Origin of the sequence: Nonomuraea sp. CA-143628 (genome assembly GCF_050942315.1) — a bacterium.
Classification (GTDB): Bacteria; Actinomycetota; Actinomycetes; order Streptosporangiales; family Streptosporangiaceae; genus Nonomuraea.
Map to the genome: position 1 here is coordinate 8,890,174 of NZ_CP192072.1, position 24,403 is coordinate 8,914,576.

Here is a 24,403-nt window from a genome sequence, read left to right on the forward strand (position 1 = left end):
TACCGGGTTCAATACCGAACCCGGTAAGGTTTTTATCGCGCTAGAGACCCTTGCACTGGCCGGCCGACGGTCCCAAGACCGTGTTGGACAGACCGTTCGCGGTCGGTGCCGGGGAGTTGCCCGTGCAGGTCAGCGGCCCCTTGACCGTGCTGGCGGCGATCAGCGGCCCGCTGTCGCCGACCAGCGTCACCGGTCCGCCCACCACCGATTTCTCCACCGACAGCTCCTTCACCGAGGTCGCCGTGAGCGGCCCGCCCACGGAGGTGTCCACCAGGACCAACCGCCCGGCGCCCACCGCGGTGACCGGTCCGCCGACCGTGGCGGCCCGCGCGATCAGCGAGGCGCCCTGCCGGACGACGACGGGACCGGTCACGTTCGCGCCCGCCGCCAGGCAGGTCACGCCGGAGCCGACCGTGAGGGGGCCGCTGTGGGTGCCGGTGACGGTTCGCGCGCAGGCCGGATCCGGTACTGCCAGCAGCTCCAGCTCGGCCAGCGTGCCGGAGACGGTGAGGCGGTACTGGGCGTACCGCCCGGGGCGGGCGATCTTGAACGGCCGGGTCTGCCTCGCCTGGTCGAACCTCTGGCCGTCCCGCTGGTCGATGACCGTCCAGGTCGTACCGTCGTAGGAGCCCTCGAGCTTCCACGACGTGGGACCGGTGGCCGCCGAGGTGAGGGTGTAGAAGCTCACCTGCTCCCGCGTTCCCGCTTGAAGGGTGATATTTCCGGAAATGGTGGCTGTTGTTGCCGAGGTGTCGTCCGACAGCGCCGCCGGGCCCCCGGTGACCGGGATGTCGCGCATCGGCCGCGGCGTCTCACCGTCGGGGGTGATCGACTCCGGCGGCTCGCCCCACGTGGACGGCTTGGACCCCATCGCGAAGTCCAGTACGGCCCCACCGGCCAGCACGTCGTGCGGCAGCGCGGTGGACGTCCACGCCTTGCCGTTCACCTTGAGGCCCTGGATGTAGACGTTCTCGGCACTGTTGGCCGGGGCATTGATCACCAGGTCCTTGCCGCTGGGCAGGTGCACGGTGGCCTTGGTGAACAGCGGCGAGCCGATCGCGTAGTCCTGGCTGCCGGCCTGGAGCGGGTAGAAGCCGAGGGCGCTGAAGACGTACCAGGCGGACATCTCGCCGTTGTCCTCGTCGCCCGGATAGCCCTGGCCGATCTCGCTGCCCAGGTACAGCCGCGACAGCGCCTCCCTGACCTTGGCCTGCGCCTTCCACGGCTGCCCCGCGTGGTCGTACATGTAGATGATGTGGTGCGAGGGCTGGTTGCTGTGGCCGTACTGGCCCATGCGGACGTCCCTGGCCTCGCGCATCTCGTGGATCACGCCGTTGTACGAACCGGGGAACGTGGCCGTCTCCTGGTCGGCGAAGAACGCGTCGAGCTTCTTGGCCAGGCCCGCGCGCCCGCCGTACAGGGCGGCGAGTCCGGTGCCGTCCTGGGGCGCGTGGAAGGCCATGTTCCAGCCGTCGGTCTCGGTGTAGTCGTAGCCCCAGACGCGGGGGTCGTAGTCGGCCTTGGTACGGCGCCACTTGCCCGTGGAGTCGCGGCCCTGGAAGAAGCCCACCTCCGGGTCGAACATGTTGACGTAGTTCAGGGCCCTGCTGCGGAAATATTCGGACTCCTCCAGGTAGCGGGTCTTCTCCGCGCCGGTGGCGTCCTTGGCCAGGGACGCGGCCATGGTCGAGATGCCGAAGTCGTTGATATACCCGTCCATGGCCCAGGACAGGCCCTCGCCCACCTCGTTCAGAGCGGTGTACCCGCGGAAGATCGAGGTCTGCAGGCCCTTGCGCCCGACGGCCGGGTTCGTCGGCACCACGGTGGCGTTCTTCACCGCCGCCGCGTACGCCGACTTGGCGTCGAAGCCGCGCACGCCCTTGCTGTAGGCGTCGGCGAAGGCCACGTCCGAGCTGGTGCCCACCATGAGGTCGGCGTAGCCGGGCGAGGACCACCGGGCGATCCAGCCGGCGTCGCGATACTGCTGGACGAACCCGTCGATCAGCTCGCCCGCCTCGGGGGCCAGCAGCGAGTAGGCGGGCCAGGTCGTCCGGTAGGTGTCCCAGAAACCGTTGTTGACGTAGATCTTGCCGTCCACGATCTTGGCCCCGGTCTGGGTGGGGGTGTCAGGGCCGCTTCTGGCCGATACCGGGCTGGCGTACTTGTAGGCGGGCGCGGCGGCCGTACCGGTGTTCTCGAAGCCCGAGTTCGGATAGAGGAACAGCCGGTACAGGTTCGAGTACAGCGTCGTGAGCTGGTCGGGCGTGGCGCCCTCGACCTCGACGGTGCCCAGCTTGTCCTCCCATGCGCGCTGGGCGCGTGCCTTGACCTCCTCGAACGTGCCGTTCTCCAGCTCCAGGTTGCGCTTGGCCTGCGCCACGCCGAGGAAGGAGGTGGCGATGCGCATCGTGACCTGCTTGGCGGAGAAGGCGACATAGCCCGTCACGTTGTCGCGGCCGGCGCCGGTCAGCTTGCCGCCGCCGGTGGGCTGCTGGTCGAAGACCGCGTAGACGTACATCCGGGTGGCGCCCGCCGACAGGCCGCTGCGCGTGTCGGTGAAGCCGGTGACGACGCCCTGGTCGATGGTCAGCCCGCCGTCGTTGTTGTAGTTGTCGAAGATCAGGCTGCCGCCGTCGCCGGGGAAGGTGAAGCGGAAGACGGCCGCGTGGTCGGCGGGCGCGATCTCCGTACGGATGCCGTTGAGCAGGTCGACTCCGTAGTAGTACGGCCTGGCGGTTTCGCCCGAGTGCAGGAACGGTGTGGCCCTGGCGACCCGGTCGGGGTTCGGCTTGGCCAGCAGCGACGGCATGACCTGGAAGGACTGCCGGTCCCCCATCCAGGGGCTCGGCTCGTGGCTGGCGGCGAACGCCTGGATGGTCGGGACGTTGTCGGCGTTGCCGTTGCGGTGATACTCGTACAGCCAGGAGTTCGACCCGGAGCCGGTCATCGGCGTCCAGAAGTTGAACCCGTGCGGCACGGCCGTGGCCGGGAAGTTGTTGCCCCGCGAGAAGCCGCCGGTCGACTGGGTGCCGCGCGTCGTGATCACGTGGTCGGCCAGGCTCTTGACCTGCTGCGGCTTGGCGTTGACGAGCGTGATGTCGTCCACCCAGCCCTTGAACGGCAGCGGCCCGGCCGGCGCGTCGAAGGCGATCAGGATGCGCTTGATCCGCTTGCCCTTGGCCACCTCGCCGATGCGGGAGCGCTGGTAGTTCCACTGGTCGGCGTAGAGGGTCTTGGACTCGCCCTGCGCCCGCGGCGTCAGCCTGACTCCATGCTGGTCCTCGGCTTTGAGGTCGCTCAGGTAGGTGCCGTCGGCGAAGGCCAGGTCGACGCTCGCGTACGTGCTGGGGTAGCTCAGCGCGGCACCGGTGAACTCGGGGAACAGCAGGTACGACAGCTCGGTGTCGGCCGTGACCTCGATGTCGGTCTCGAACACCTTGTTGGCCGAGTGGCCGCCGCCGCTGGTGGTCGTGCTGCCGGAGTAGCGCAACGCCTTGAGGCCCGTGTAGCCGGCGCGGGGCTTGGCGGTGTAGCCGCTGCCGGGGCCGGGGCCGATCAGGCTGCGCATGTCGGTGGGCGGCTTCGGGGCGGTGTCGCCGTCCGAGAGCTGCAGCTCGGCGAGCTGGACGATCGTGCCCGAGCCGATCCGCGTGACATTGAGCCGGTAGTAGAGGTAGGAGGCCGGGTGCGCGACGTCGAACTCGCGGGTCTTCAGCCGGGCGTCGAACACCTCTCCCGCCCGCGTGTCCACGGCCGTCCAGCTCTGCCCGTCCGCCGACCCCTCAAGCGCCCAGTCGCGCGGGTCGCGCTGGGCGGCGTCGTTGGCGGAGGCCATGGCGTAGCGGGTGACCGCGATGGGCTTGGACAGCTTCACCGACACCCAGCCCGTGCTGGTGAACGCCAGCCACTTGGTGTTGACGTCCCCGTCGAACAGGTTCTCCTTCACCTCGCCCGAGGGGGTGTTCTCGCCGCTGGCCGCGATGTCGACGACCTCGTCGGTGATGTTGCCGGGGATGCCGCCGGTGGTGGCGCCGGTGATCCCCTCGGCCTTCCTGCCCTCGTCGACCGTGTTGAGCCAGGTCGGCTGCGGGTCGCCGGTCTCGAGGGAGGAGTAGAAGAGCGCCCCTGGCGGGGCGGTCCGTACGGCGGCCTCCCGCTTGGCGCCCGGAGGCGGCGTCACCTCCTCGATGGGCGCCGGCTGCGTGGGCGCCGCCGAAGGCGCGTCCGACGGCAGCGGTGACGGAGCTGGATCGGTCACCGCTGGTGACGTCGGCGGATCTGTCGCCGCTGGTGACGGCGGCGGGTCGGCCGTCGCCACCCCGGATAACCCGGCGAATCCCAGTACAGCCGCGGTCGCCACGACCGCAAGACGTGCTCTCCGCATGTCGCCCTCCTGACAACGTTGTCAACAGCAGACTCCGCGAAGACAACGTTGTCAATGGACGTTTCACATACGCACGACGACCGTGTTGGAGGCGCGGTCGTGCAGCCCCCTGTGGTCGCGATCCCAGATGAGCGCGGGCACGGCCAGGCAGAGCAGCACCGTGCGCGCCAGCACGGGCACCAGCCGGGGGTTGCCACCGTCCATCGCGGCCACTCTGATCCCCGCGAGCCGGTGCCCGAACGTCTGCCCCATGAACCCGACGAGCACGATGTACTGGATCGCGAACACCACCACGGGCGCCCACGGCGACTCGGCCGGGTTCATCCGCAGCACGAGCTGGACCACGACCCAGGTGCAGATCATCCAGTCGATGACCAGCCCGGCGATGCGCCGCCCCCACCCGGCGACGGCGCCGCTCCCCTGCTCCGGCAGCCCCAGGCGCTCACCCGGGTAGCCGAGATCGACTCCCGCCGCTCTCACACCGCCCAGCCAGGTCTGCGTCCACCGAGGCTCGTTCCCGCTCATACCCCAACGGTATCCGGCGGTGGGCTCGGTCGGTTTCGTGACCCAACCGCGCCACAAAGATCACCTTTGTCCCCCATCATGTACGCCATGCCGAACGGGGATGACTTAGACGCGCGCTTCAACGAGCTCGTCGCGCAGATCGATGAGGACGAGCGGCGCAGGATGCGCGCGGCGGCCAGCAGGGGAGCCAGGGCGCCGCGCTCGGACAAGGCCACCCGGCCACGGCGAGCGGGGCGGGGCCTGCTCGCGGCCGGTCTGGTGGCCGCGGTGATCGGCGGCGCGACCGTGATCGTCGCCGCCCGCCCCGACCTGCTGACGCCGCAGGCGGGAAGCCCGGGACCGGTCCCGGAGGAGACCCAACCGGTCATGGCGGCCCCGGAGGCGACCGGCGCCGAGATCGCCGCCCCGAAGCCGACCGCGCTGGACCCGTTCACGGGCTCCCCTGCCGAGAAGTACGCGGAGGGGGCGGCCGGCTTCGTCCTGCCCAAGGCCAAGGCGCTCGGCGGGCTGTCGAAGAAGGACGTGGCGAAGGCGCTGGAACGTACCCGCGAGCTCATGACCGCGGCCTTCCTCGACCGCAAGACGCTCATGGGCGGCAAGCCGAAGGCGTTCATGAAGCTGCTCGATCGCGAGCAGCGCGTCTGGTTCCAGAAGTCCCTGGACCCGAAGAAGGGCAAGGACGACTTCGACAGCCGCAGCTGGGTGATCAGCTTCGCCCCGAAGACCGCCGAGCTCTCCAGCGACGTCATCAAGGTCAACGGCAAGACAACCGTGACGAAGGCCAAGAAGTACGGCCGCAGCGGCGCCGAGGTGAAGCTGAACTACCTCGTCGTCTATGCCGTCAACCGCCCCGGCCAGCCCGCCACGACGATCCGCCTCGTCACCCACCCCGCTGGCAGCGTGTTCGTCTACCGCGAGGCGGGAGAGCTCGTTCTGTGGCTGAGGGACTGGGGCTCCAGCAGCACTCCCGCGCGCTGCGACGTGGACGACTCCTTCATCCACCCCTATTACGACGACTCCGCCCCGGACGCGGTGAACCCGAGCGGCCCACCGTCAGACCCCTACGATCTGGACGAGGAAAAGCGCGGCAAAAAAGACGGCGAGGACAAGTGCTGGGCTTCAGACCCGACATGAACCCGCTTAACATGTGCGAAACAATCGAGACACCGATCGGAAACGGCCGGGACCTAACCTCGGCCTGATAGTCATGTCCCCAGGGAGGTTCGAGAGTGTTCAACTCCGCCGACGACGTCCTGAAGTTCATCAGTGACGAAGGGGTGCAGTTCGTCGATGTCAGGTTCACCGACCTGCCGGGGACGACGCACCACTTCACCTTCCCGGTAGAGAACTTCGGCGCCAGTGTCTTCACCGATGGGCTCATGTTCGACGGCTCGTCGATCCGCGGCTTCCAGGCCATCCACGAGTCGGACATGCTGCTGCTGCCCGACCCGTCCAGCGCCGTGCTCGACCCGTTCCGCCAGCACAAGACGCTCAACATCAACTTCTTCGTGCACGACCCGCTGACCGGCGAGGCCTACAGCCGCGACCCGCGCAACGTCGCCCGCAAGGCGGAGGAATACCTCAAGGGCACCGGCATCGCCGACACCGTCTACTTCGGGCCCGAGGCGGAGTTCTACATCTTCGACGACGTCCGCTTCGAGACGCGGCAGAACGCCGGCTATTACTACATCGACTCCATCGAGGGCGCCTGGAACACCGGCAAGGCCACCGAAGGCGGCAACCTCGGCTACAAGCCCCGTTACAAGGGCGGATACTTCCCGGTCCCGCCGATGGACCACTTCACGGACCTGCGCTCGGAGATGGTGCGCAACCTCATCGAGGCCGGCATCGACGTCGAGATGCAGCACCACGAGGTCGGCACGGCCGGCCAGGCGGAGATCGACTTCAGGTTCGGCACGCTGCTCAAGACGGCCGACAACCTGATGCTCTACAAGTACGTCATCAAGAGCACCGCCCTCGAATACGGCCACACGGTCACGTTCATGCCCAAGCCGATCTTCGGCGACAACGGCTCCGGCATGCACTGCCACCAGTCGCTGTGGAAGGACGGCTCGCCGCTCTTCTACGACGAGGTCGGCTACGCGGGCCTGTCCGACACGGCCCGCTACTACATCGGCGGCCTGCTCAGGCACGCGCCGTCGCTGCTGGCGTTCACCAACCCGACGGTCAACTCCTACCACCGTCTGGTGCCCGGCTACGAGGCCCCGGTCAACCTGGTCTACTCGCAGCGCAACCGCTCGGCCTGCGTCCGCATCCCGATCACGGGGTCCAACCCGAAGGCCAAGCGCATCGAGTTCCGCGTGCCGGACCCGTCGTGCAACCCGTACTTCGCCTTCTCGGCCATGCTGATGGCCGGCCTCGACGGCATCCGCAACAAGATCGAGCCGCCGGAGCCCGTCGACAAGGACCTCTACGAGCTGCCTCCGGAGGAGGCCCGCCAGGTGCCGCAGGTGCCCGGCTCGCTCCCCGAGGTCCTCGCCGCGCTGGAGGCCGACCACGACTACCTGCTGGAGGGCGGCGTCTTCACGCCTGACCTGATCGAGACGTGGGTGGCGTACAAGCGCGAGAACGAGGTCGACCCGATCCGGCTGCGCCCGCACCCGCACGAGTTCGAGCTCTATTACGACGTGTGACAGAGCGGTTCTCCGGTCTCGGCGATCTTGAATGGAACGGGCGCTGAGCTGGGAAAACGTTCTCGTCCCTGCTCGTTGTTTCCCGTCCCTTCTCGTCCTCTGACCGAACAGAGACCGAACAGAACGGCCCGGCATCGAATCCACCTTGATGCCGGGCCGTTCTCGCAGGTAGGAGCGAGGGTACTCCGCTCAGCCGGTTCACTGCCGCGCGTACAGCGTGTCCTCCCGCCCCCGGACGTCCGCTTCCCTGTACCGGACGTGCTTGCCGACCCGCAGGTACTTCGGGCCTGTCCCGTCCGAGTTCATCTTGTAGATCGTCTTCTTCGGCACGCGGAACCGCGTTGCCAGATCATCCGGAGTCAGGTGCACCTCTGCCATCGGGCCCTCCGCACGCTTCCCGTCCTTGCTCATCAACACGCCATCATGCCCATTTGGCCGCATATGGCGTGTCTAGAGCAATCTGCCGCGTCATATACATCACTGCTGCTAGACGGCCTGCACAGCTCTAACAACCAAGAGAGTGCGTTCCGCGAGTTGATGCCCCCATTGCGATAGGTCGGCTGGTCGCGGGCTCACCGGTCGAGTCTGGGCGCGGCTGGGTTGGTCCTAGCGGTCCCTAAAGCATCCCTTGGCCGCCGATGATCCATGCGAGTCCAGAGCATAAAAAATCATGAAAATTCAGGACTGCAGGACATGACTGCAGTCATTAAATCTGACATTCTGAAGCTGCAAACCTGCATGCGCAGAGAGGGGTAGCGTCACAGTCCTTGTCATGCGGGCGGATTCTCCGAGCAGGCATACGAATCTAGCTTTGGTCACGGGCTTTCGTGATAATAGGTGTTGACTGACGTCCGCCTACTGAAAGGCAGTTTCGGAACTTGAGGCAGGGGTCAAAGCCATATGCGAAGGACTTATGCACGTGCAAGCATTCTGAGCATTGTCGCAGCCGTAACAGTAAGTATGCTCACGGGCCCCGCCCTCGCGGCCGGAGGGAGCGCGCACTGCACCGCAAGAATGTGTGATGTCGGCGTAAATTTCCCAGGCGGAACGATCTCCGTTGATGTGGACGTATCTGGCAGCGGTAATGGAACCTTCAAGGTCAGCGACCAAAACGGCAACACCAGGTGCACCGGCACCTTCCCTGCCTCCGGTGGGGTCCGATCTTACGTATGCTTCAGCATTCCAGCCGGTTTAACTTTGGGTAGCGTCTCCGGGCCAGCCGGACCGAGCGCCATTGGCCTGCGCTGGTAACGCTTTATCGACCCTTCCGGGAAATACATCTTCGACAATGCCGAGGAGGCCCGTTGCGGAAATTATTCTTTCACGCTGGAGCGGTTCTTGTTGCTATTCCCCTGGCTGTAACAATTCTGCCAGGAACGGCACTTGCCGCTGGAAGCAGCGCGAGTTGCACCGGGAGCAGCTGCCTGGTGAGTGCAACTGGATTCCCCGGTGGCACGATCTCGATTGACGCGGACACGGGAGGCTCCGGGACAGCGCTTTGGAACATCAACGGGCCAAACGGCTTCCACTGCGGCACCAGGTTCTCGGCCGCCGGCGGAGTCCGTTCTTGGACCTGCACGGCCCCCGCAGGAAACTATCTGGGATCGGTTTCTGGTCCGGCTGGGCCGTCTGTTATAGGTATCCGCTGGTGACGAGGCAACTCCCCAGGAGGTGATGCACTGGAGAGCCGGTAGCTGCCCCTTCCGCTCGACCTTGACTGCTTCTGAGAACGACAGCGGCCGACAGCACCAGGACGCTGCCCCCGATCACCCCCCTGGTGGCCGCCAACCACCACAGCGAGACCGCAGTCAGCGAGATGTCGGCCGCCCCCGCGCTCGACGCTCCAGCTCCTCAAGGACCACCCCGACGCCCGGCCGCCTGGAGGCCCTGGCCGACACGATCCGCCCGCTGGTGGCCGCCCCCATCGGCCCGGCCGACCCGGAAGGGCCGTGCGCCTTCGCGGCGCCCTGGGCCGATGCGTTCCGCCACGCCGGGCGATTGCTCACCGAAGCATCTACGGCAGGCCACCTGGACCGGGGCGTCCGCCACATCCTCACCCACCTAGTGATCTTCCACTGGAACCGCCTCGGCCTCTCCGCCACCACGCAGGCCATCCTCAGCCGCGCCGCACGCGAAGCCTTACTCCCCGGGGACCAACTATGACCCCCGCAGACCTCGAACCCACGGGACGACGCGTCCCTTTGGTCGCCCGCCACCGGCCCTCCGACCCGCCTCTTAGGGAATGGTTCAGCGAGGTCAGCCGCCTCTCCCGCGACGCCGGCCACGCGCACGACCTGCTCCCCGCAGCCCCCCGCCTGCGCATCCGCGCAGACGACGCAGACGCAGGGCGATACTCGCTTGGCCTGAGGAACGGGCGCTCACGTCGGCAGTGCAGTCTGCCGGGCTCGGGCTCGGCGCCATGTCGGCCCCACTGATGTCATATTTCTCGGAGCCATGCCGTAGGAGCGAGACGGCGATAGAGGGCGGCCTGGGCACGCGTACGCGAGTCACCGGACATGCGCCCGTCTAGGAACCATCCCGGCCGTAGCTGCGAACCCCCGCACCAGCCACGGCAGCCGCCCGGCACAGGCCCGAACCGGGCGGCGCGTCCGTGGGACGGCGGACCCCCGACCGGTTACGCGAAGGACCAGATGATGGACAGCCTCCCTATTTCTCCCGAGGGATATCACGGCTGGGTCCCCTCGGGCAGCGAGCCCCGATTGCGGTGGTTGGAGAAGCTGCGCCACCACAGTGGCGTGGTGGCGGCGACATGCCCGCCCACTCTCCGCACCACGGCCTCCACAAAAGCGGAGCGGTTCCGATGTCCGGTAGATGCCCGGTTGCCGCCCTGGTCCGGGTCCTTACCGGAGGCGAAACTTAAGTCAGCCCGGCTTTCGGGTCAACAGAGGCCGGACATGAGTCTGGGCTGTGAGATCGGAAGAGGGAGACGACCATGCGAACGAAAATCATGCGGATCGGGGTAGTGGCCGTCGCTACCGCCGCGACGGCCATAGCTATGACCGCACCTGCAGAAGCACACTCGTTTAGAGTGGGGAACGAGATGGGCTTCGCAGAGATCAACTCCAACCACACGACCCTGACTGTCTGCAGGGTACTCGGAAGCTGGCCCGATTCAGACGTCTGGGGCTCGGTTAGGTACAGCGGCGGTACTATTATCCGTTACGATGCGCCCACGGTCAGCGGCTTGTGCTACCCCCACTCTCTAAGGGCCAACCCCACCGATGTCAGGTACTGTTGGCGGCCTTCAGGGGGGAGCAACCAATGTACGGCGTGGAGGGGTGAGTGACCTCTCCGGCAGTTTCTGTCCTTCTTGGTCCGTGAGGTTGCGGACCTTGACCTGTTGCGCCACCTTGCCTCTGGGCCACCGGTCAAACATGGTCAGGATTAGCTGCGCAAATACGAAAAGCGCCCCGCTCCTCCACAAGAGAGAAGCGGGGCGTACCCGTTTCGATTGACGGCTTACCGCTGCGAGTCAGGCACGTCGTAGCGGACGATGAGCCGGACCTTCGCCTCGTCGGGCCTGATGTCCTTCACCGTCCTGGCCTGGCCTGGCCTGGCCTGGCCTGGCCGCCGACGATAACCCGCTGGTCGATGCGGAGACGCCGTATCTGTTCCCGGTTGCCGCGCGGGTTGCGGGCCAACTGCGCCGGGGTGCTCCTCGGTCTCGGAGATCCCTCGTGCACACTGGCTCTCCCTCATGCGCCACGAGGTCGATCACGGCGACCGTCGTGTTGTCGCGGCCACGGCCGCGCCTGGCCGGGTCGAGCGGCGGCCTGGAAACCTGAGGGCGTGACAGGTGACGCGGTTGAGGAGTTCGAGCGGCACCGCTCGAGGCTGTTCGGGTTGGCCTATCGGATGCTGGGTTCGGCCGAGGAGGCCGAGGACGTGGTCCAGGACACCTTCCTTCGCTGGCACCACCGCTCAGCTGTCGAATCGCCGTGGGCGTGGCTGGCCAAGGTGGCGACCAACCTGTGCGTGAACCAGTTGACGTCGGCGCGTGCGCGCCGGGTGAGCTATGTCGGCCCGTGGCTGCCTGAGCCGGTGCTGACCGCGGACGGCGCTCTGGGACCGCTGGACAGTGCCGAACAGCGAGACTTCGTCTCCCTGGCCTTCCTGACCTTGCTGGAACGGCTCAACCCCGTGGAGCGCGCGGTGTTCGTGCTCCGTGAGGCCTTCGACTACAGCCACCGCCAGGTGGCCGAGGTCATCGATTCCTCCGAGGCGAACTCCCGGCAGCTGTACCGGCGTGCTCGCCTGCGACTCACCGACGCTCCGGGGAGTGCCGAGCGCCCGGTGGACCGGGCTCACCACCGTGACCTGGTGAAAGGTTTCCTGGCGGCCGCGGAGGAGGGCGATCTTCCAGGGCTGGAGAAGCTGCTGGCCCACGACGTGACCGTGTGGGTGGACAGCGGGGGCAGAATCAGTGCCGCCAGGCGACCTGTCTTCGGCGCCGACCGGGTGGCGCGCTATCTGGTTGGCGCATCGCGCACCACCGGTCAGCGGGTCCGGCTGGTGATCGCGGAGCTGAACGGCGCTCCTGGCCTGCTGGCACTGGCCGGTGAGGAGCTGATCGGCGTGCTGGTGCCGGAGATCGCGGGCGGTCTGATCAGCGAGATTCGCATCATCGCCAATCCCGCCAAACTTCGGCTGTCACGCTGGGAACGTCTGTCCGGTTCTTAATGGGTGCACCTGACAGCCGCGCGCGGCCATCGGCCTCGCGCTCTTCCACGAGAGTTGCCACCCATGACAGATCCGATCCTGGTGACGGGCGGTACCGGCCGGCTCGGCCGTAGGTTGGTTCCACGGCTTCTGGCCGCTGGCCACGTCGTACGCGTACTGAGCCGCAAGCCCCCGCGCGACGGCGGATTGACGATGCGCCGCGGTGACCTGATCACCGGTGAGGGGCTCGAGGAGGCGGTCGCAGGTACCGGCACGATCATCCACTGCGCGACCGGCAACGGCCACGCGGACCAGGACGCCACTCGCGCTCTCGTCCGGGCGGCCATGCGAACCGGTCGCCCGCACCTGATCTACGTGTCCATCGTCGGCGTCGATCGAGTTGATATCTCCTACTATCGAGCGAAACTGGCGTGCGAGCGGCTCCTAGAAGAGTCCGGACTCCCGTTGACGATCCAGCGCACCACCTAGTTCCACGAGCTCATCGCCTGGATGTGCGCGATCCAGCGACGGCTGCCGGTGATCATGATGCCCGCCGGAGTCAGCTTCCAGCCCGTCGACACCGGCGAAGTGGCCGCCCGCTTGACCGACCTGGCCGGGGCGTCACCGGCCGGCAGGGCGCCGGACATGGGCGGGCCTGACGTATGGCCCGCAGCCGAGCTGGCCCGCGCCTATGCTCGCGCGCGGTCCAGCCGGCGGCCGGTGGTGTCGGTGCCGTTACCTGGAATCGGTGGAATGCGCGGCTTTCGGGAAGGAAGCCACCTGGCTCCCGACCATGCCGTCGGGCAGATCACCTTCGAGCGGTTCCTCACCGCATGAGCGCGCGCACCTGGCTCCGCGCGGGCCTGGCATTCCTGGCCGCGACACAGTTCGCCGTGGGTTGCTGGGCGCTGTTCTTCCCCCGCTCGTTCTTCGGCATCCCGTTCGTGGGGATGCGCATGCCGTACAACGCGCATCTGATGATGGATTACGGCGCGATGAGCCTGGCGACGGCGGTGGTGCTGGGGGTGAGCTTCTTCGTCGTACGGCGCAGCATGGTCCGCACGGCGCTCGCCGTGTACGTGATGTTCGCCGTGCCGCACCTGGTGATCCATGTGCAACTGGTGCACCATCTGACGCCTGGGGAGCGCGTGCCGTTGCTGATCGCGCTTTCGGCGGCGGCCGTGATCCCGCTGGCCCTGTGGCCGCTCACCAACAAGCTCCAAGAGTCCTGAATCACGGGTTCGAGCTCGACGACGGCATCTAAGCCCGACCAGAGCAGCCCGGAACCAACCAGCCAGGGTTCCGGGCCGTCCCTCGCCTACTCAGCCAGGCGATCCTCTGGACGCGTGATGTAGGTCCCTTTCGCGGGCAACGTGACCACGAGTCCACGATCACGGAGCTCCTGTACGGCCCGCCTGATCGTGCCGAGCGCGACACCGTACTCCTCGGCGAGGTCGCGCTCTCCGGGCAACCTCGCGCCCGGAGCGAGTTCACCGGCCGCGATGCGCGCGGCGATGTGGTCGGCGACCTGGACGTAGACGTAGCTGGGCCCAGCGGCTTCGGGGTCGAAAGCGGGCACGTTGCTGCTCATGCCGATCACCATAGAACTGTCCTGAGCAGCATAAATCCTCAGGTAGCGCCCTAGCGCTGCACACCGCTCTATATCGCGCTATGATCTGGCTACAGCCCGGCTTCGCTCACAATCGAAGCGAGCCCGCCCGGTGCGGGAACACCAGACGGGCTCTCGGCACCCGGCCTACCAGAAGGTCCGGCACCATGACCCACACCGCAACGACTTCTCCCCCACATCAGCGCCTGGTCTGGCATCCGGCGTACGGTGAGCGCGCGGCGAGCCGCTCATGACGCGCGAAGAGCTGGCTGCGATCTACCCGTCCTGGTCGATCTGGCGCGGCAGCTGCGGCGACAAGCCGGGCGATTGGCACGCGACCAGGCGGGCGCACCGGATCACGCCGCGAGAGATCAACGCGGGCGTGTACATGACAGTAGATGCCCGCACCCTCGACGAGCTGGCCGATGTGCTCGACGACCAGGCGGCCAAGCTGGGAACCGTCCGGCCATGACCACCGACGCGGTGACCAGCTACCACGGCCCGCACGCCGCTTCCCAACAGCCGGGTGCACAAGTGGTCACTTGGCTGAACCCCGACCCGTCCGCCGAGCGGGTGCGGGTCGTGCGGCACACGTGCGAGTGCCGGGCACGGATCTACGAGCTGTGCGCGACCGGTGGTCTGGCGTGGGTGCGTGTCACCGATCGCCTTGGACGAAGCACCGTCGTGAAGGAGACACACCGATTCCGCACCCGTGAGGCCGAGGAGCTGTGGTTGAAGATCCTGCTCGGTCAGGCCCGATAGACCGGCGCGACGGACACCCTTCCCCCTCGGTGCGACTCGGCCCCGTGCCCGGCAACCCCCCAGATCAAGGGGGATGTGGGCGACCGGGAAGCTGCCGACGATGGAGTCAGCCGGACGAGTCGAACCCGACTCGCCAAGAGAACTCGCCAAAAGAAGGAGGCCCCATGTCCCAAGAGACCGTCGGCGGCATCCCCACCATCGAAGCCGACGCCCACGCACCCGCCGACCAGACCGCTACCGCCGTCGCCGAGGTCCACGGCCGTAACGAACACTTCAGCGCCGCAGGAGAGGTCATCCTCCGTGCGGCGCTGGCCGGTGTCACACCGTTCACCCCGGTCACCGTCTCCATCACCGAGGTCGACGCCAACGGTCGCCCCTTCATCGGCGGCGCCCGCATGACCGTGCACAACGTCCGCGCCTTCGAGGACGGCGTCGACACCCGGGTCAGCATCGAGTTCGACCGGCCGCTGCAGGTCAGACTCAGCTACCTCTGGTCCTGACGGCTCTCACGGGACACTCCGGGAAAGGCCATCGGCAGCCCGCGCAGGGCCCGGCCGATGGCCTTTCGCATGCGTTCAATCCCGGACGATACCCGCGTTCCGAAGCAGGGCCTTCAGCCGGTCGGGTTCCTGTCTCTGCCGCGCGATGATCGCCCGATGAGCATCAGCACGCACATCACGCTTCCGGTGGCCGCGTCGGCGATCAGCGGGATCATCAGCGGGTTGACGTATCCGGGTACCAGATCGGTCGTGGTTCCATCCCGCCAATGGCACAGATGCCTGAGCGGGAACCACGTCCATGAGATGGCCGGAGAACCCAAAGGCTTGCTGACACAGTATTCGCTGACGGGAGCCAGCTCGAGAAATCGCCCAGCCCAGAATCCGTGCGCGTAGACGATGAGCGCGCCGACAGTGGAGAGGAACGCGACAGCGAACCAACAGGAAGCTCTCACAAATGCCCGACTTTATCCAACGCATCTCGCAGACCTACTGGAAACGGGATTTATGGTCCCGGCCGACCGACTTTCCCGGCGGCATTTCCCGCACACCCCGTACTGTCAAGACATGGGCACGACAGACGACGATGACGAGCAGAAAGAACATAGGCGCCGCGGCGTCTGTTTCGGCGAGGGTGGTAACTGGGAAGAGTCGAACGGGAAAAGCGACAAAGAGCGCAAATGGCCCCAATACCGCGCTTGCGAGAGGAGTGGTTGGCAATGACCCACCCCCTCACCTGCCCCGAATGCCAAGGCACCGGCGCAGACCGGAGCATTCCCGGCTATGTGCTCAAATGCATGTGCTGCTACGGCAGAGGCGTCGTAGGCGGTCCTGACGATCCAAAAGACAACCCTCGACCCGCGCCGAGGGCACCACTCCCCGCGTGGCTACATCCGGCACTGGAAGGAACAGGGTTGTGCGGCTACTGTGTCGGCTCCGGCCTGGTCGCCCACGTCAACAAGGAGACCAGCCGTCTCACAGAAACACCCTGCCCAGTATGCGCGCCGGCCCCGCCGCCCATCACCTTCTGAGCCGGATCTCTCCGGCTCGGTGTTCGCAAATACCCAGCGGGCTTCGCTGTCCACGATCCAGGGTCCCACTCAAGCCTCTTCACCGCGGGTACCGAGTCCAAGCATCTCCTCCCGAGCCGCCTGAATCTCCGTCCCGGTGAGCGGGTGGTCAGGAGCCACGTACGACATGGCCCCCGAGATCGCCGAAACTCTCGGCGACGGGGGGCAGTGTCCGCTGGGCGCGGGCCGCGACGCCGTAACAGGCGCAGGTCAGTGTCACGATGGCAGTCACCGGCAAGGGGCCGCCGAGTACGGCCACACCGAGGGTGGGTTCCGCCCCTACGGACCGGGCGGCGGAGTGAAGATGTCGTGAGTGCCTATCCTGCGCCAGACGATGTGCACTTCACCGGGGATTCGCTCGTCGCCGTAACCGAAGGTTGCTCGACCGTCCGGGGCCCAGGCCATCTCGAACACGCCCGGATATGCGGTCACTCCCTTCACGCGAAGGCCCCCGCGGAAAGGCCCGTCAGCGATGACGTCGGGGATGAACGCCTCGGTGATCACCTTACGAAATCGAGCCTGTTGCTCGGCAGTCAGCTTTCGCCAGTCGCGCTCGAAGCGGCCGGCCGTTTCGAAGGTGGGCATCAGGCGTCGTCGCCCGATTCGTCGTCGCCCGAGTCAAGGTAGGCGAACATGTCCTCGGCAGAGCGATGGAAGGTGGTGCGGCCGGCAATGATGTCAGCGGTCGCCTGCCCCTCGCCGGCCTGCCATTCAGGCGTCCAGAACCACGCCTGATCGGCGGGGATCGACACGAAGCCGCGAATTGTCACGGTGCCGTCGTCGTGCACGGAGAACTCGACCTCGTCCCCTTCGCCGATGTGCAGCGCTCGGCGGATCTCATCGGGGAGGGTGAGCTGCGCCTTAGGGCGTACCTTGGCACGGGCCACTGACGTGACAGACACGATGGCTCCTCCAACTGTCGGATTATCCAACAGTCCTACTCTACCCGACGGGGTCCGGGAGGGGACTTACCAGGTCACGCCCGGACCTCATGATCGCAGCAACAGCGATCGCCACCGGGAGGACCCTCGTGACAGCCGACGAAGGATTCTCCGTAATCAGTGGCCTCAAGGCACGTCACCCAATGCGTTGATCCGATAAACAGATGATCTCTGCGTAGAGCATCCATCTCGGCGACATCATCCATGCACCATCTCAGACAGAGGCTTGCCAGAGACGATGCGGCGATTACTTCCCGGCTGGAAGTCCAGCCGTCCCTGGTGAGCCGACGGTGGGCATCGTCCGTCGGGCGCGGCCCATGACGCCGTAGCAGACGCAGGTCAGTGCCGTCAGGATGGCGGCCACCGGCAGAGGGTGGGATAGGCCGCCGAGTACGGCCACGCCGAGCGTCGCGCCGACCTGGCGGGAGGCGTTGAGGACGCCGCCCGCCGTGCCCGCCGTACCGGTCGGCGCGCTGGTGAGGATGCCGGCCATCAGCGCCGGCAGTACGAACGACAGCCCGAAGCCCATCACGACCAACCATGGCGCCAGGTAGTCGGTGAGCGAGACACCGGCCAGGCCGGTCGCCAGCAGGACGAGGCCGCCGAGGATCGGGGGGCGGGGGCCGTAGCGGGCCACGAGGCGGCCGGTGAGCAGCGGGTTCACCGTCATCGGGAGGGTGAGCGGCAGGAAGGCCAGCCCTGTGGCCAGCGGGGTCAGGTGGCGGGTGTCCTGCAGGAACAGGGTCAGGACGAACAGGGCGCCGGAGAAGGCGAAGTTCGCCACCATGCCCGCGAGCAGTTCCGGCCAGGTCACCGCGAGCAAGCCGCCGGGCAGGACAGGGGGCAGGACAGGGGCGTGACCGCGGCGCCCCGCGAACAGCCCGCGGCGCCCCACAAAGGGCAGGCGGCGATCCGCCTGCACCTCCACAAAGGGCGGGCGGCGATCCGCGAGCGCCTTTCGTCGCTCCACGAGCACCAGCACGACGAGGGCGACCAGGGCCGACACCCCGGCGACCGGTGACGAGTCGATCAGGGCTTCGGCGAGCAGGCCGAGCAGTACGCAGGCCAGCGCCTGCACCCACCAGTCGATGAGCCGGTGCCCCCGGGGCGAGCTCACCCTTCGCATGGCCAGCAGGCTGATCAGGGCGATGGGCGGGTTGAGCAGGAAGACGGCGCGCCAGCCGTACTGGTCGACCAGGAGCCCGCCCAGCAGCGGGCCCGCGGCCAGGGCGGTGCCGGTGATGGCGGCCCACAGGCCGGTGGCGCGGGCGCGGGCGGCCGGGTTGGGGAAGAGTTCGGGCAGGAGGGCGAGTGAGCCGCCCGTGCAGAGCGCTCCCGCCACGCCGAGCAGGGCGCGCGCCGCGACCAGCGCGCCGAGATGGGGCGCCGCGGCGCTCAGCAGTGAGATCACGCCGAAGGCCGTAACGCCGATCTTGAAGATCCGGGCGGCGCCGTACCGGTCGGCGACCGCTCCCCCGGTGAGCAGTGACGCGGCGAAGGCGACGGTGTAGGCGTTCACCACCCACTGCTGTCCGGCCAGTGAGCCGCCGAGGGAGGTACGGAGGTCGGGCAGGGCGATCGTCAGCACGGTCGTGTCGAGGATCACCAAGAAGTAGGCCAGGGAGAAACCGAACATCTTCATGCCCCGAAGCCTGCTAAAGCAGCATATTTCCCATCAACAGGCGCGGCCGCAGAGGGCGTTCGGGAAAACCGTATGCTTGGTCGAATGGATCTGCGTCAGTTGCGGGGGTTCGTGGCGGTGGCGGGAGCGGGCACCGTCACCGGCGCCGCGAACAACCTCGGTCTCGCCCCCGCCTCGGTGTCCGAACAGGTGCGCAGGCTGGAAGACAGCCTCGGCGTCGCGCTCTTCGAGCGCACGCCCCAGGGCATGCGCCTGACCAGCCCGGGCGCCACCCTGCTCACGCGTGCGCAGGGCCTGCTCGACCATGCGGACGAGGTACGGCGGGCGGTGACCGGCGGGCGTCGCCAGGTCCGGATCGGGGCGCTGGAGATGTTGGCCGCGGCCAAACTGCCGGTCATCGTCCGCCGCCTGTCGCAGCGCCACCCCGACCTGGACGTGGAGGTGCGCTCATACACCAGGCAGACGTTGCTGTCCGAGGTGACCTGTGGCGACCTGGACGCGGCGCTCCTGCTCGATTCCGGTCCGCGGATCGGCGGGCTGGGGTTCGCCCCGCCGCCCGACCTGGATTTTCTGGACGTGGACGAGGTCAAGCTGCTGCTGGTCGCGGCTCCAGACGGTGATCGGGAGACGCTGCTGGTGAGCGCGCCAGGGTGTTCGATACGGCTGGCGGCCGATCAGCTCTTCGGCACCCAGGTGCCGTGCAGGGAGCTGACCAGCATCGCCATGGCGCGTGAGTGGGCCAGGCAGGGGTTCGGCAGGGCGCTGCTGCCCGACTTCGCGCTGGAGACGCACTTGACCTCCGGCGCACTGGTCCCGCTCGACTTCGCGACAGAGACCAACCCCGACTCCGGCACACTGATCCCGCTCGACTCCGCGGCAAAGACGGAAACGGAGACGGACCCTGCCTCCGACGCGCCGACGCTGGCTCTGCGGCTGGTCTGGCTGCGCAGCCGCGAGGCCGCCCTGCGCGACGTGCTCTACGCGATGAGCGCCTGACCTGGCCTGACCACCCTCAAAGCCGGTACGTACTACGCCATGAGCGCCTGACCGCGCCTGAGTCGGTACAGGACGTGCGGCCGTTGCGGGCTGTCCGCCGCAACCCGTGGGTGATAGAAGTCGTCAGCTATGTCCCGGGTCATGCCCAGCCGTTCCATGACCTTGCGCGAGCGGGTGTTCCCCACGGTCGTCATGGAGACGATCTCGTCCAGCCCCGCCACATCGAACCCATACCGTACGGCCTCCCGGGCCGCCTCGATCGCGTACCCATGCCCCCACGCCGCCTTGGCCAGCCGCCAGCCCACCTCGACCGCCGGGGTGAACGGCGCCTCGAACGTCTGCAGGACCAGCCCGGTGAACCCGATGAACTCGCCGCTCTCGCGCACCTCCAGCGCCCAGAGCCCGTACCCGTGGGCCTCGAAGCCCGCCTCGATCCTGTCGATGAAGCCGTCGCTCTCCGACCTGGTCAGCAGGGCCGGGAAGTGCTCCATGACCTCGGCGTCGGCGTTCATCGCCGCGAACGGTTCCCTGTCGTCGTCGCGCCATCTGCGCATGATGAGCCGTTCTGTCTCCATCAGCGCAACACTAGCCCAGTTCTAACGACGGCCACGGAGGCCGGTGAGGCGGCGGAGCAGGTCCCACCAGAACGACGCGCCGAACAGCAACGCCACGAACGTCAGCGCATAGCCGGGCCAGTGGCTGAGCGTGGTGAGGCGGTCCCACCAGGCGGCGCCGTTCCAGTGGATGCTCGGCTCGCCCTCGGCCGGGATCGCGATGTTGACGATCGCGTGGTCGAACACCATGACCAGCGCGGGCTGGCTCAGCGTCTCGGTGATGCACGGCATCGGGTTGGACTGCGCGCACCGCTCCTTGAGCTCGCTGTAGGCGTCGGGCCCCGCCTCGGCCACGGCCGTCACCGAGGCGCGGAAGGCGTTGTCGCGCAGCAGCGTCTTTGCGTACTCGAACCCGTCCATCGTGAACAGCAGCACCACCACCACGCCGAGCAGGGCGACCACCCATTTGACGTAGCGCTTGTAGAGCATCGACAGCCGCTGCATCTCGCCGTCGAACCAGGTCTCCACGCCCTGCCGGAAGCGGTCCATGTCGCGCTGCGCGGTGTCCCACACGCCCTTGAGATGACCGTAGAGCGGGCTGCCCATCGTCTTGAGCTTGGCCAGCAGCCCCTCGACGCCGTCCTTCTCACCGGCGGCCATCTCCATCAGGGCCACCGCGAAGCGTTCGGGCGGGATGTTGGCGATGCTGGTGCGGCCCCGCTTCGGGTGGTCGATCTCCTGGACCCGCTGGTAGAGCAGTTGCGTCACGGCGTCGTCGGCCTTGGTCTCCTGCTCGGGCGCCTGGGCCGCCTCGACCGGGGCCGGCTGGTCGCTGTGGGCGGGCCGTGGATCACGGACGAACGGCAGCCGCGCGAACACGTCGGCCACCTTGGCCGGCAACCACGACTTCCCCTGCGCGTCGCTGCCGTCCATGGTGTCGCGCAGATAGGCCCACAGGAACTTGCTGCGGATGCCCAGCAGTCGTACGAAAGCCTCGTTCAGCCCGCTCACCAGCAGCGACAGCAGGAGGAACGCCAGCACCAGACCTAACGCGAGGTCGACGTAAATGGAAAGCAAAATGGATCACCCCGCGCCTTGATACACCCACCAGGGCCCGCGCGCACGGCCCGCAACCAACCTGTTACAGCTCAGGAGCCGTAAAAGACCCGATCCACCACCTGGCGGGCCCGCCGGGTCACCCGGCGATAGTCGTCGAGGAAGTCCTCCGAGCCCTCGGGCGGGTAGCCGAGGATGCGCGCGATGAGCCTGCGCTCCCTGACGTCGGCCGGGACACTGTCGCCGGGACGGCCCTTGACCAGCATGAGCGCGTCCCTGACGCGCGAGGCGAAGCGCCAGGCGGCCGCCAGCACGGCCGCGTCGGGGGCCGCGAGCAGGCCCTCCCCCTCGGCCGCGCGCAACGCCTCCAAGGTACGGGTGGTCCGCAACGCCGGGTGGTCGGCGGCGAAGCGCAGCTGCAGCAGTTGCGCCACCCACTCGACGTCCGACAGGCCGCCGGGGCCCAGCTTGGTGTGCAGCGCGGGATCGGCTCCGCGTGGCAGCCGCTCCGCCTCCATGCGGGCCTTGAGCCGCCTGATCTCGCGTACGACGTCGTCGGACAGACCTTCGGGCGGGTAGCGCAGGTCGTCGATCACGGCGACGAACTCGGCGCCCAGCGCGGCGTCACCGGCCGAGAAGCGGGCCCGCAGCAGCGCCTGCGCCTCCCAAGGGGACGACCAGCGCGCGTAATAGGCCTGGTAGGAGGCCAGAGTACGGACCAGCGGGCCCTGCCTGCCCTCGGGGCGCAGGTCGGGATCGATGAGCAACGGCGGGTCGGGGGCGGGGAGGGCGAGCAGGCGGCGCAGCTCGTTGGCGACCGCGTGCGCGGCGTCGGTGGCGTCGCGTTCGGAGGCGCCGGGCACGGGTGAGTGTACGAACATCACGTCGGCGTCGCTGGCGTAGGAGGACTCCATGCCGCCGAGCCGTCCCATGGCGATCACCGCGAACCTGGTCGGCAGTGCCCCCCGCCGCTCCACCTCGACCTTGCCGATCGCCACGTCCAGCGCGGCCTGGATGGTCACGTCGTTCAGCGACGACAGCGCCACCCCCACCTGCTCAATGCTCATAAGTCCGGAAATATCGGCCACGGCCGTACGGAACAGCTCCCTGCGCCGCAGCGCACGTACGGCCGCCACCGCCGACTCCATGTCGGACCCGTGCCTCGACACGGCGGCCGATGCCTCCTTCAGCAGCGCGTCCGGCGAGCGCGCGGCCAGGTCCTCGTCGGAGCCCAGCAGCCCGACGGCGTCGGGCGCGTTCAGGAGCAGCCCGGTCGCGTAGCGGCTGCTGCCGAGCACTCGCGCCATCCGCGCCGCCACGGCCGTCTCGTCGCGCAGCAGCCGCAGGTACCACGGCGTGGTGCCGAGCTTGTCGCTCACCTGGCGGAAGCCGAGCAGCCCCGCGTCCGGGTCGGGCGTGTCGGCGAACCAGCCGAGCATGACCGGCAGCAGCGTCCGCTGGATCGCCGCCCGCCGCGACACGCCCGTGGTCAGGGCGGCGATGTGGCGCAGGGCGCCGTTGGGGTCGACGTAGCCGAGCGCCGCCAGCCGGGCGGCCGCCGCGATGGTGGACAGCCGGGCCTCCGACTCGGGCAGCCGGGCCACGGCCTGCAGCAGCGGCCGGTAGAACAGCTTCTCGTGCAGCCGCCGCGCCTCCCTCGCGTGGCGCCGCCACCTGGCGGTGAACTCCCCCACCGGGTCGGCGTGCATGCCGAGCGCGCGCCCCAGCCGCCGCAGGTCGTCGGGGTCCGATGGCAGGACGTGCGTACGGCGCAGCCGGTGCAGCTGCAGCAGGTGCTCGACCTGGCGCAGGAAGGTGTACGCCTCGGCCAGCCCGCGCGAGTCGTCACGGCCCACGTAACCGCCACGGGAGAGCGCGGCCAGGGCCGGCAGGGTGGCCTTGCGCCGCAGCAGCGGATCCTGCCGCCCGTGCACCAGCTGCAGCAGCTGCACCGCGAACTCGATGTCACGCAGCCCGCCGGGGCCCAGCTTGATCTGCCGTTCGCCCTCGGCCCGTACGTGGGACTCGACGCGGCGGCGCATGGCCTGCACGTCCTCGACGAAGTGCTCCCGGGTCGCGGCCGACCAGACGAACTCGTTGACCGCCTCGACATAGGCCGAGCCCAACGCCAGGTCGCCCGCCACCGGCCGCGCCTTGAGCAGCGCCTGGAACTCCCAGGTCTTGGCCCAGCGCCGGTAGTAGGCCAGATGGCTGGCCAGCGTGCGGACCAGCGGCCCCGCGCGGCCCTCGGGCCGCAGCCCGGCGTCGACCTCCCACAGCGCGCCCTCCGGGGTGGTCGCGGTGCAGGCCCGCATCATGGCCTGGGCCAGGCGGGTGGCGCTACGCAAGGCCGCCGTCTCGTCGGCGCCCTCGCGCGGCTCGGCCACGAAGATCACGTCAACGTCGCTGATGTAGTTGAGCTCCCTGGCGCCCTGCTTGCCCATGCCGACCACCGCCAGCCGTACGTCGCTCGCGTCGACCTCGGCCCGCGCGATGGCCAGCGCGGCCTCCAGCGCCGCGCCCGCGAGGTCGGACAGCTCGGAGGTGACGTCGGGCAGCCCGACCTGCCCGGTGAGGTCGCGCGCGGCCAGATGCAGCAGCCGCCCGCGATAGGCGACCCGCAGCGCCACCAGCGCGTCGGGATCCGACGCGGTGGGCTCGTCCTCCTCCGGCTCGGCGCCGACGGCGTGCAGCAACTCGGCCCGCGCGTCTCCCAGCTCGGGCAGGGCCAGCAGCCCCACCTGCTCGGGATGGCGTACGAGGTGCTCCCCCAAGGCGGCGCTCACCCCGAGCACCGCGAGCACCCTGCCCTGGAGGTCTTCGTCGGCGCGCAGCGTGTCGAGCACGCGGGGCTCGCGCTCTGCCAGGCGGGTCAGTGAGGCGAGCGCCAGATCGGGATCGGACACGGCTACCAGTCCTTTGAGCAGGTCGTCCAGCTCTGGCCCCGACTGTCGTACCAGGGTCGCGGCCCGCGCGCCGTCGGCGAAGCCGAGCTTGGCCAGGCGGGCGGCGGTGGACTCGATCCTCGGCACC

General features: G+C 68.2%; 21 protein-coding genes. 11 read left to right on the top strand and 10 right to left on the bottom strand.

The annotated features are described in order from the left end of the window. Nucleotides 1-40 precede the first annotated feature (40 nt). Nucleotides 41-4,384 (bottom strand): GH92 family glycosyl hydrolase, encoded by a 4,344-nt coding sequence (locus ACQP2T_RS40475; RefSeq protein WP_433510127.1) that lies wholly within the window; start codon nucleotides 4,382-4,384, stop codon nucleotides 41-43. A 63-nt stretch (nucleotides 4,385-4,447) separates the two neighbouring features. Next, on the bottom strand, nucleotides 4,448-4,909 hold the full coding sequence (locus ACQP2T_RS40480; protein ID WP_433510128.1) for an RDD family protein: 462 nt from the start codon (nucleotides 4,907-4,909) through the stop codon (nucleotides 4,448-4,450). Nucleotides 4,910-4,996: 87 nt separating this feature from the next. Between ACQP2T_RS40480 and ACQP2T_RS40485 the strand changes: the two genes are divergently transcribed. Both ACQP2T_RS40485 and glnA read left to right on the top strand, forming a co-directional pair. Next, on the top strand, nucleotides 4,997-6,043 hold the full coding sequence (locus ACQP2T_RS40485; protein ID WP_433510129.1) for a hypothetical protein: 1,047 nt from the start codon (nucleotides 4,997-4,999) through the stop codon (nucleotides 6,041-6,043). Between the two features lie 95 nt (nucleotides 6,044-6,138). Beyond that, nucleotides 6,139-7,563, top strand: a complete 1,425-nt coding sequence (gene glnA, locus ACQP2T_RS40490; RefSeq protein WP_433510130.1) for a type I glutamate--ammonia ligase — start codon at nucleotides 6,139-6,141, stop codon at nucleotides 7,561-7,563. A gap of 198 nt (nucleotides 7,564-7,761) precedes the next feature. Here glnA and ACQP2T_RS40495 read toward each other — a convergent pair whose 3' ends face one another. Continuing rightward, a complete protein-coding gene (locus tag ACQP2T_RS40495) occupies nucleotides 7,762-7,941 on the bottom strand; it encodes a helix-turn-helix transcriptional regulator (protein WP_433510131.1) in 180 nt (59 codons plus the stop codon). A 1,296-nt stretch (nucleotides 7,942-9,237) separates the two neighbouring features. Here ACQP2T_RS40495 and ACQP2T_RS40500 point away from each other — a divergent pair. From ACQP2T_RS40500 to ACQP2T_RS40520, 5 genes are all read left to right on the top strand, one after another. Next, on the top strand, nucleotides 9,238-9,726 hold the full coding sequence (locus tag ACQP2T_RS40500; RefSeq protein WP_433510132.1) for a thiopeptide-type bacteriocin biosynthesis protein: 489 nt from the start codon (nucleotides 9,238-9,240) through the stop codon (nucleotides 9,724-9,726). A 1,647-nt stretch (nucleotides 9,727-11,373) separates the two neighbouring features. Further along, on the top strand, nucleotides 11,374-12,264 hold the full coding sequence (gene sigJ / locus ACQP2T_RS40505; protein ID WP_433510133.1) for an RNA polymerase sigma factor SigJ: 891 nt from the start codon (nucleotides 11,374-11,376) through the stop codon (nucleotides 12,262-12,264). A gap of 63 nt (nucleotides 12,265-12,327) precedes the next feature. Continuing rightward, on the top strand, nucleotides 12,328-12,732 hold the full coding sequence (locus tag ACQP2T_RS40510) for an SDR family oxidoreductase (RefSeq protein WP_433510134.1): 405 nt from the start codon (nucleotides 12,328-12,330) through the stop codon (nucleotides 12,730-12,732). Between the two features lie 21 nt (nucleotides 12,733-12,753). Then, complete coding sequence (locus tag ACQP2T_RS40515) at nucleotides 12,754-13,080, top strand: hypothetical protein (protein WP_433510135.1); 327 nt, start codon at nucleotides 12,754-12,756, stop codon at nucleotides 13,078-13,080. Continuing rightward, nucleotides 13,077-13,475 carry a hypothetical protein gene (locus ACQP2T_RS40520; protein ID WP_433510136.1) on the top strand — a complete coding sequence of 133 codons (399 nt, stop codon included), beginning with the start codon at nucleotides 13,077-13,079 and terminating at the stop codon, nucleotides 13,473-13,475. Before ACQP2T_RS40515 ends, ACQP2T_RS40520 begins: the two co-directional genes overlap by 4 nt. A gap of 86 nt (nucleotides 13,476-13,561) precedes the next feature. Here the strand turns inward: ACQP2T_RS40520 and ACQP2T_RS40525 are convergent, their stop codons facing one another. Further along, on the bottom strand, nucleotides 13,562-13,834 hold the full coding sequence (locus ACQP2T_RS40525) for a winged helix-turn-helix domain-containing protein (RefSeq protein ID WP_433510137.1): 273 nt from the start codon (nucleotides 13,832-13,834) through the stop codon (nucleotides 13,562-13,564). A 268-nt stretch (nucleotides 13,835-14,102) separates the two neighbouring features. Between ACQP2T_RS40525 and ACQP2T_RS40530 the strand changes: the two genes are divergently transcribed. From ACQP2T_RS40530 to ACQP2T_RS40540, 3 genes are all read left to right on the top strand, one after another. Next, nucleotides 14,103-14,324: a hypothetical protein gene (locus ACQP2T_RS40530; protein ID WP_433510138.1), complete on the top strand. Its 222-nt coding sequence runs from the start codon at nucleotides 14,103-14,105 to the stop codon at nucleotides 14,322-14,324. Next, nucleotides 14,321-14,614: a hypothetical protein gene (locus tag ACQP2T_RS40535; RefSeq protein WP_433510139.1), complete on the top strand. Its 294-nt coding sequence runs from the start codon at nucleotides 14,321-14,323 to the stop codon at nucleotides 14,612-14,614. Before ACQP2T_RS40530 ends, ACQP2T_RS40535 begins: the two co-directional genes overlap by 4 nt. Nucleotides 14,615-14,778: 164 nt before the next feature. After that, complete coding sequence (locus tag ACQP2T_RS40540) at nucleotides 14,779-15,114, top strand: hypothetical protein (protein ID WP_433510140.1); 336 nt, start codon at nucleotides 14,779-14,781, stop codon at nucleotides 15,112-15,114. Nucleotides 15,115-16,460: 1,346 nt separating this feature from the next. Here ACQP2T_RS40540 and ACQP2T_RS40545 read toward each other — a convergent pair. The 3 genes from ACQP2T_RS40545 to ACQP2T_RS40555 form a co-directional block, all read right to left on the bottom strand. Further along, nucleotides 16,461-16,766: a type II toxin-antitoxin system RelE family toxin gene (locus ACQP2T_RS40545; RefSeq protein ID WP_433510141.1), complete on the bottom strand. Its 306-nt coding sequence runs from the start codon at nucleotides 16,764-16,766 to the stop codon at nucleotides 16,461-16,463. Then, nucleotides 16,766-17,083: an AbrB/MazE/SpoVT family DNA-binding domain-containing protein gene (locus ACQP2T_RS40550; RefSeq protein WP_433510142.1), complete on the bottom strand. Its 318-nt coding sequence runs from the start codon at nucleotides 17,081-17,083 to the stop codon at nucleotides 16,766-16,768. The genes ACQP2T_RS40545 and ACQP2T_RS40550 overlap by 1 nt, the downstream gene beginning before the upstream one ends. A 286-nt stretch (nucleotides 17,084-17,369) precedes the next feature. Continuing rightward, nucleotides 17,370-18,764 carry an MFS transporter gene (locus tag ACQP2T_RS40555; RefSeq protein WP_433510143.1) on the bottom strand — a complete coding sequence of 465 codons (1,395 nt, stop codon included), beginning with the start codon at nucleotides 18,762-18,764 and terminating at the stop codon, nucleotides 17,370-17,372. 84 nt (nucleotides 18,765-18,848) lie between these two features. Between ACQP2T_RS40555 and ACQP2T_RS40560 the strand changes: the two genes are divergently transcribed. Further along, nucleotides 18,849-19,760, top strand: a complete 912-nt coding sequence (locus tag ACQP2T_RS40560) for a LysR family transcriptional regulator (RefSeq protein WP_433510144.1) — start codon at nucleotides 18,849-18,851, stop codon at nucleotides 19,758-19,760. 32 nt (nucleotides 19,761-19,792) lie between these two features. Here ACQP2T_RS40560 and ACQP2T_RS40565 read toward each other — a convergent pair whose 3' ends face one another. The 3 genes from ACQP2T_RS40565 to ACQP2T_RS40575 all read right to left on the bottom strand — a co-directional run bounded on the left by ACQP2T_RS40565 (nucleotide 19,793) and on the right by ACQP2T_RS40575 (nucleotide 24,402). Beyond that, the gene (locus ACQP2T_RS40565) at nucleotides 19,793-20,335 is read right to left on the bottom strand and encodes a GNAT family N-acetyltransferase (RefSeq protein ID WP_433510145.1); all 543 of its coding nucleotides are present in this window, start codon (nucleotides 20,333-20,335) and stop codon (nucleotides 19,793-19,795) included. Nucleotides 20,336-20,356: 21 nt separating this feature from the next. Further along, nucleotides 20,357-21,391, bottom strand: coding sequence for a hypothetical protein (locus ACQP2T_RS40570; protein WP_433510146.1), 1,035 nt, complete (start codon nucleotides 21,389-21,391; stop codon nucleotides 20,357-20,359). A gap of 71 nt (nucleotides 21,392-21,462) precedes the next feature. Continuing rightward, nucleotides 21,463-24,402: a bifunctional [glutamine synthetase] adenylyltransferase/[glutamine synthetase]-adenylyl-L-tyrosine phosphorylase gene (locus tag ACQP2T_RS40575; RefSeq protein WP_433510147.1), complete on the bottom strand. Its 2,940-nt coding sequence runs from the start codon at nucleotides 24,400-24,402 to the stop codon at nucleotides 21,463-21,465. Nucleotide 24,403 lies beyond the last annotated feature (1 nt).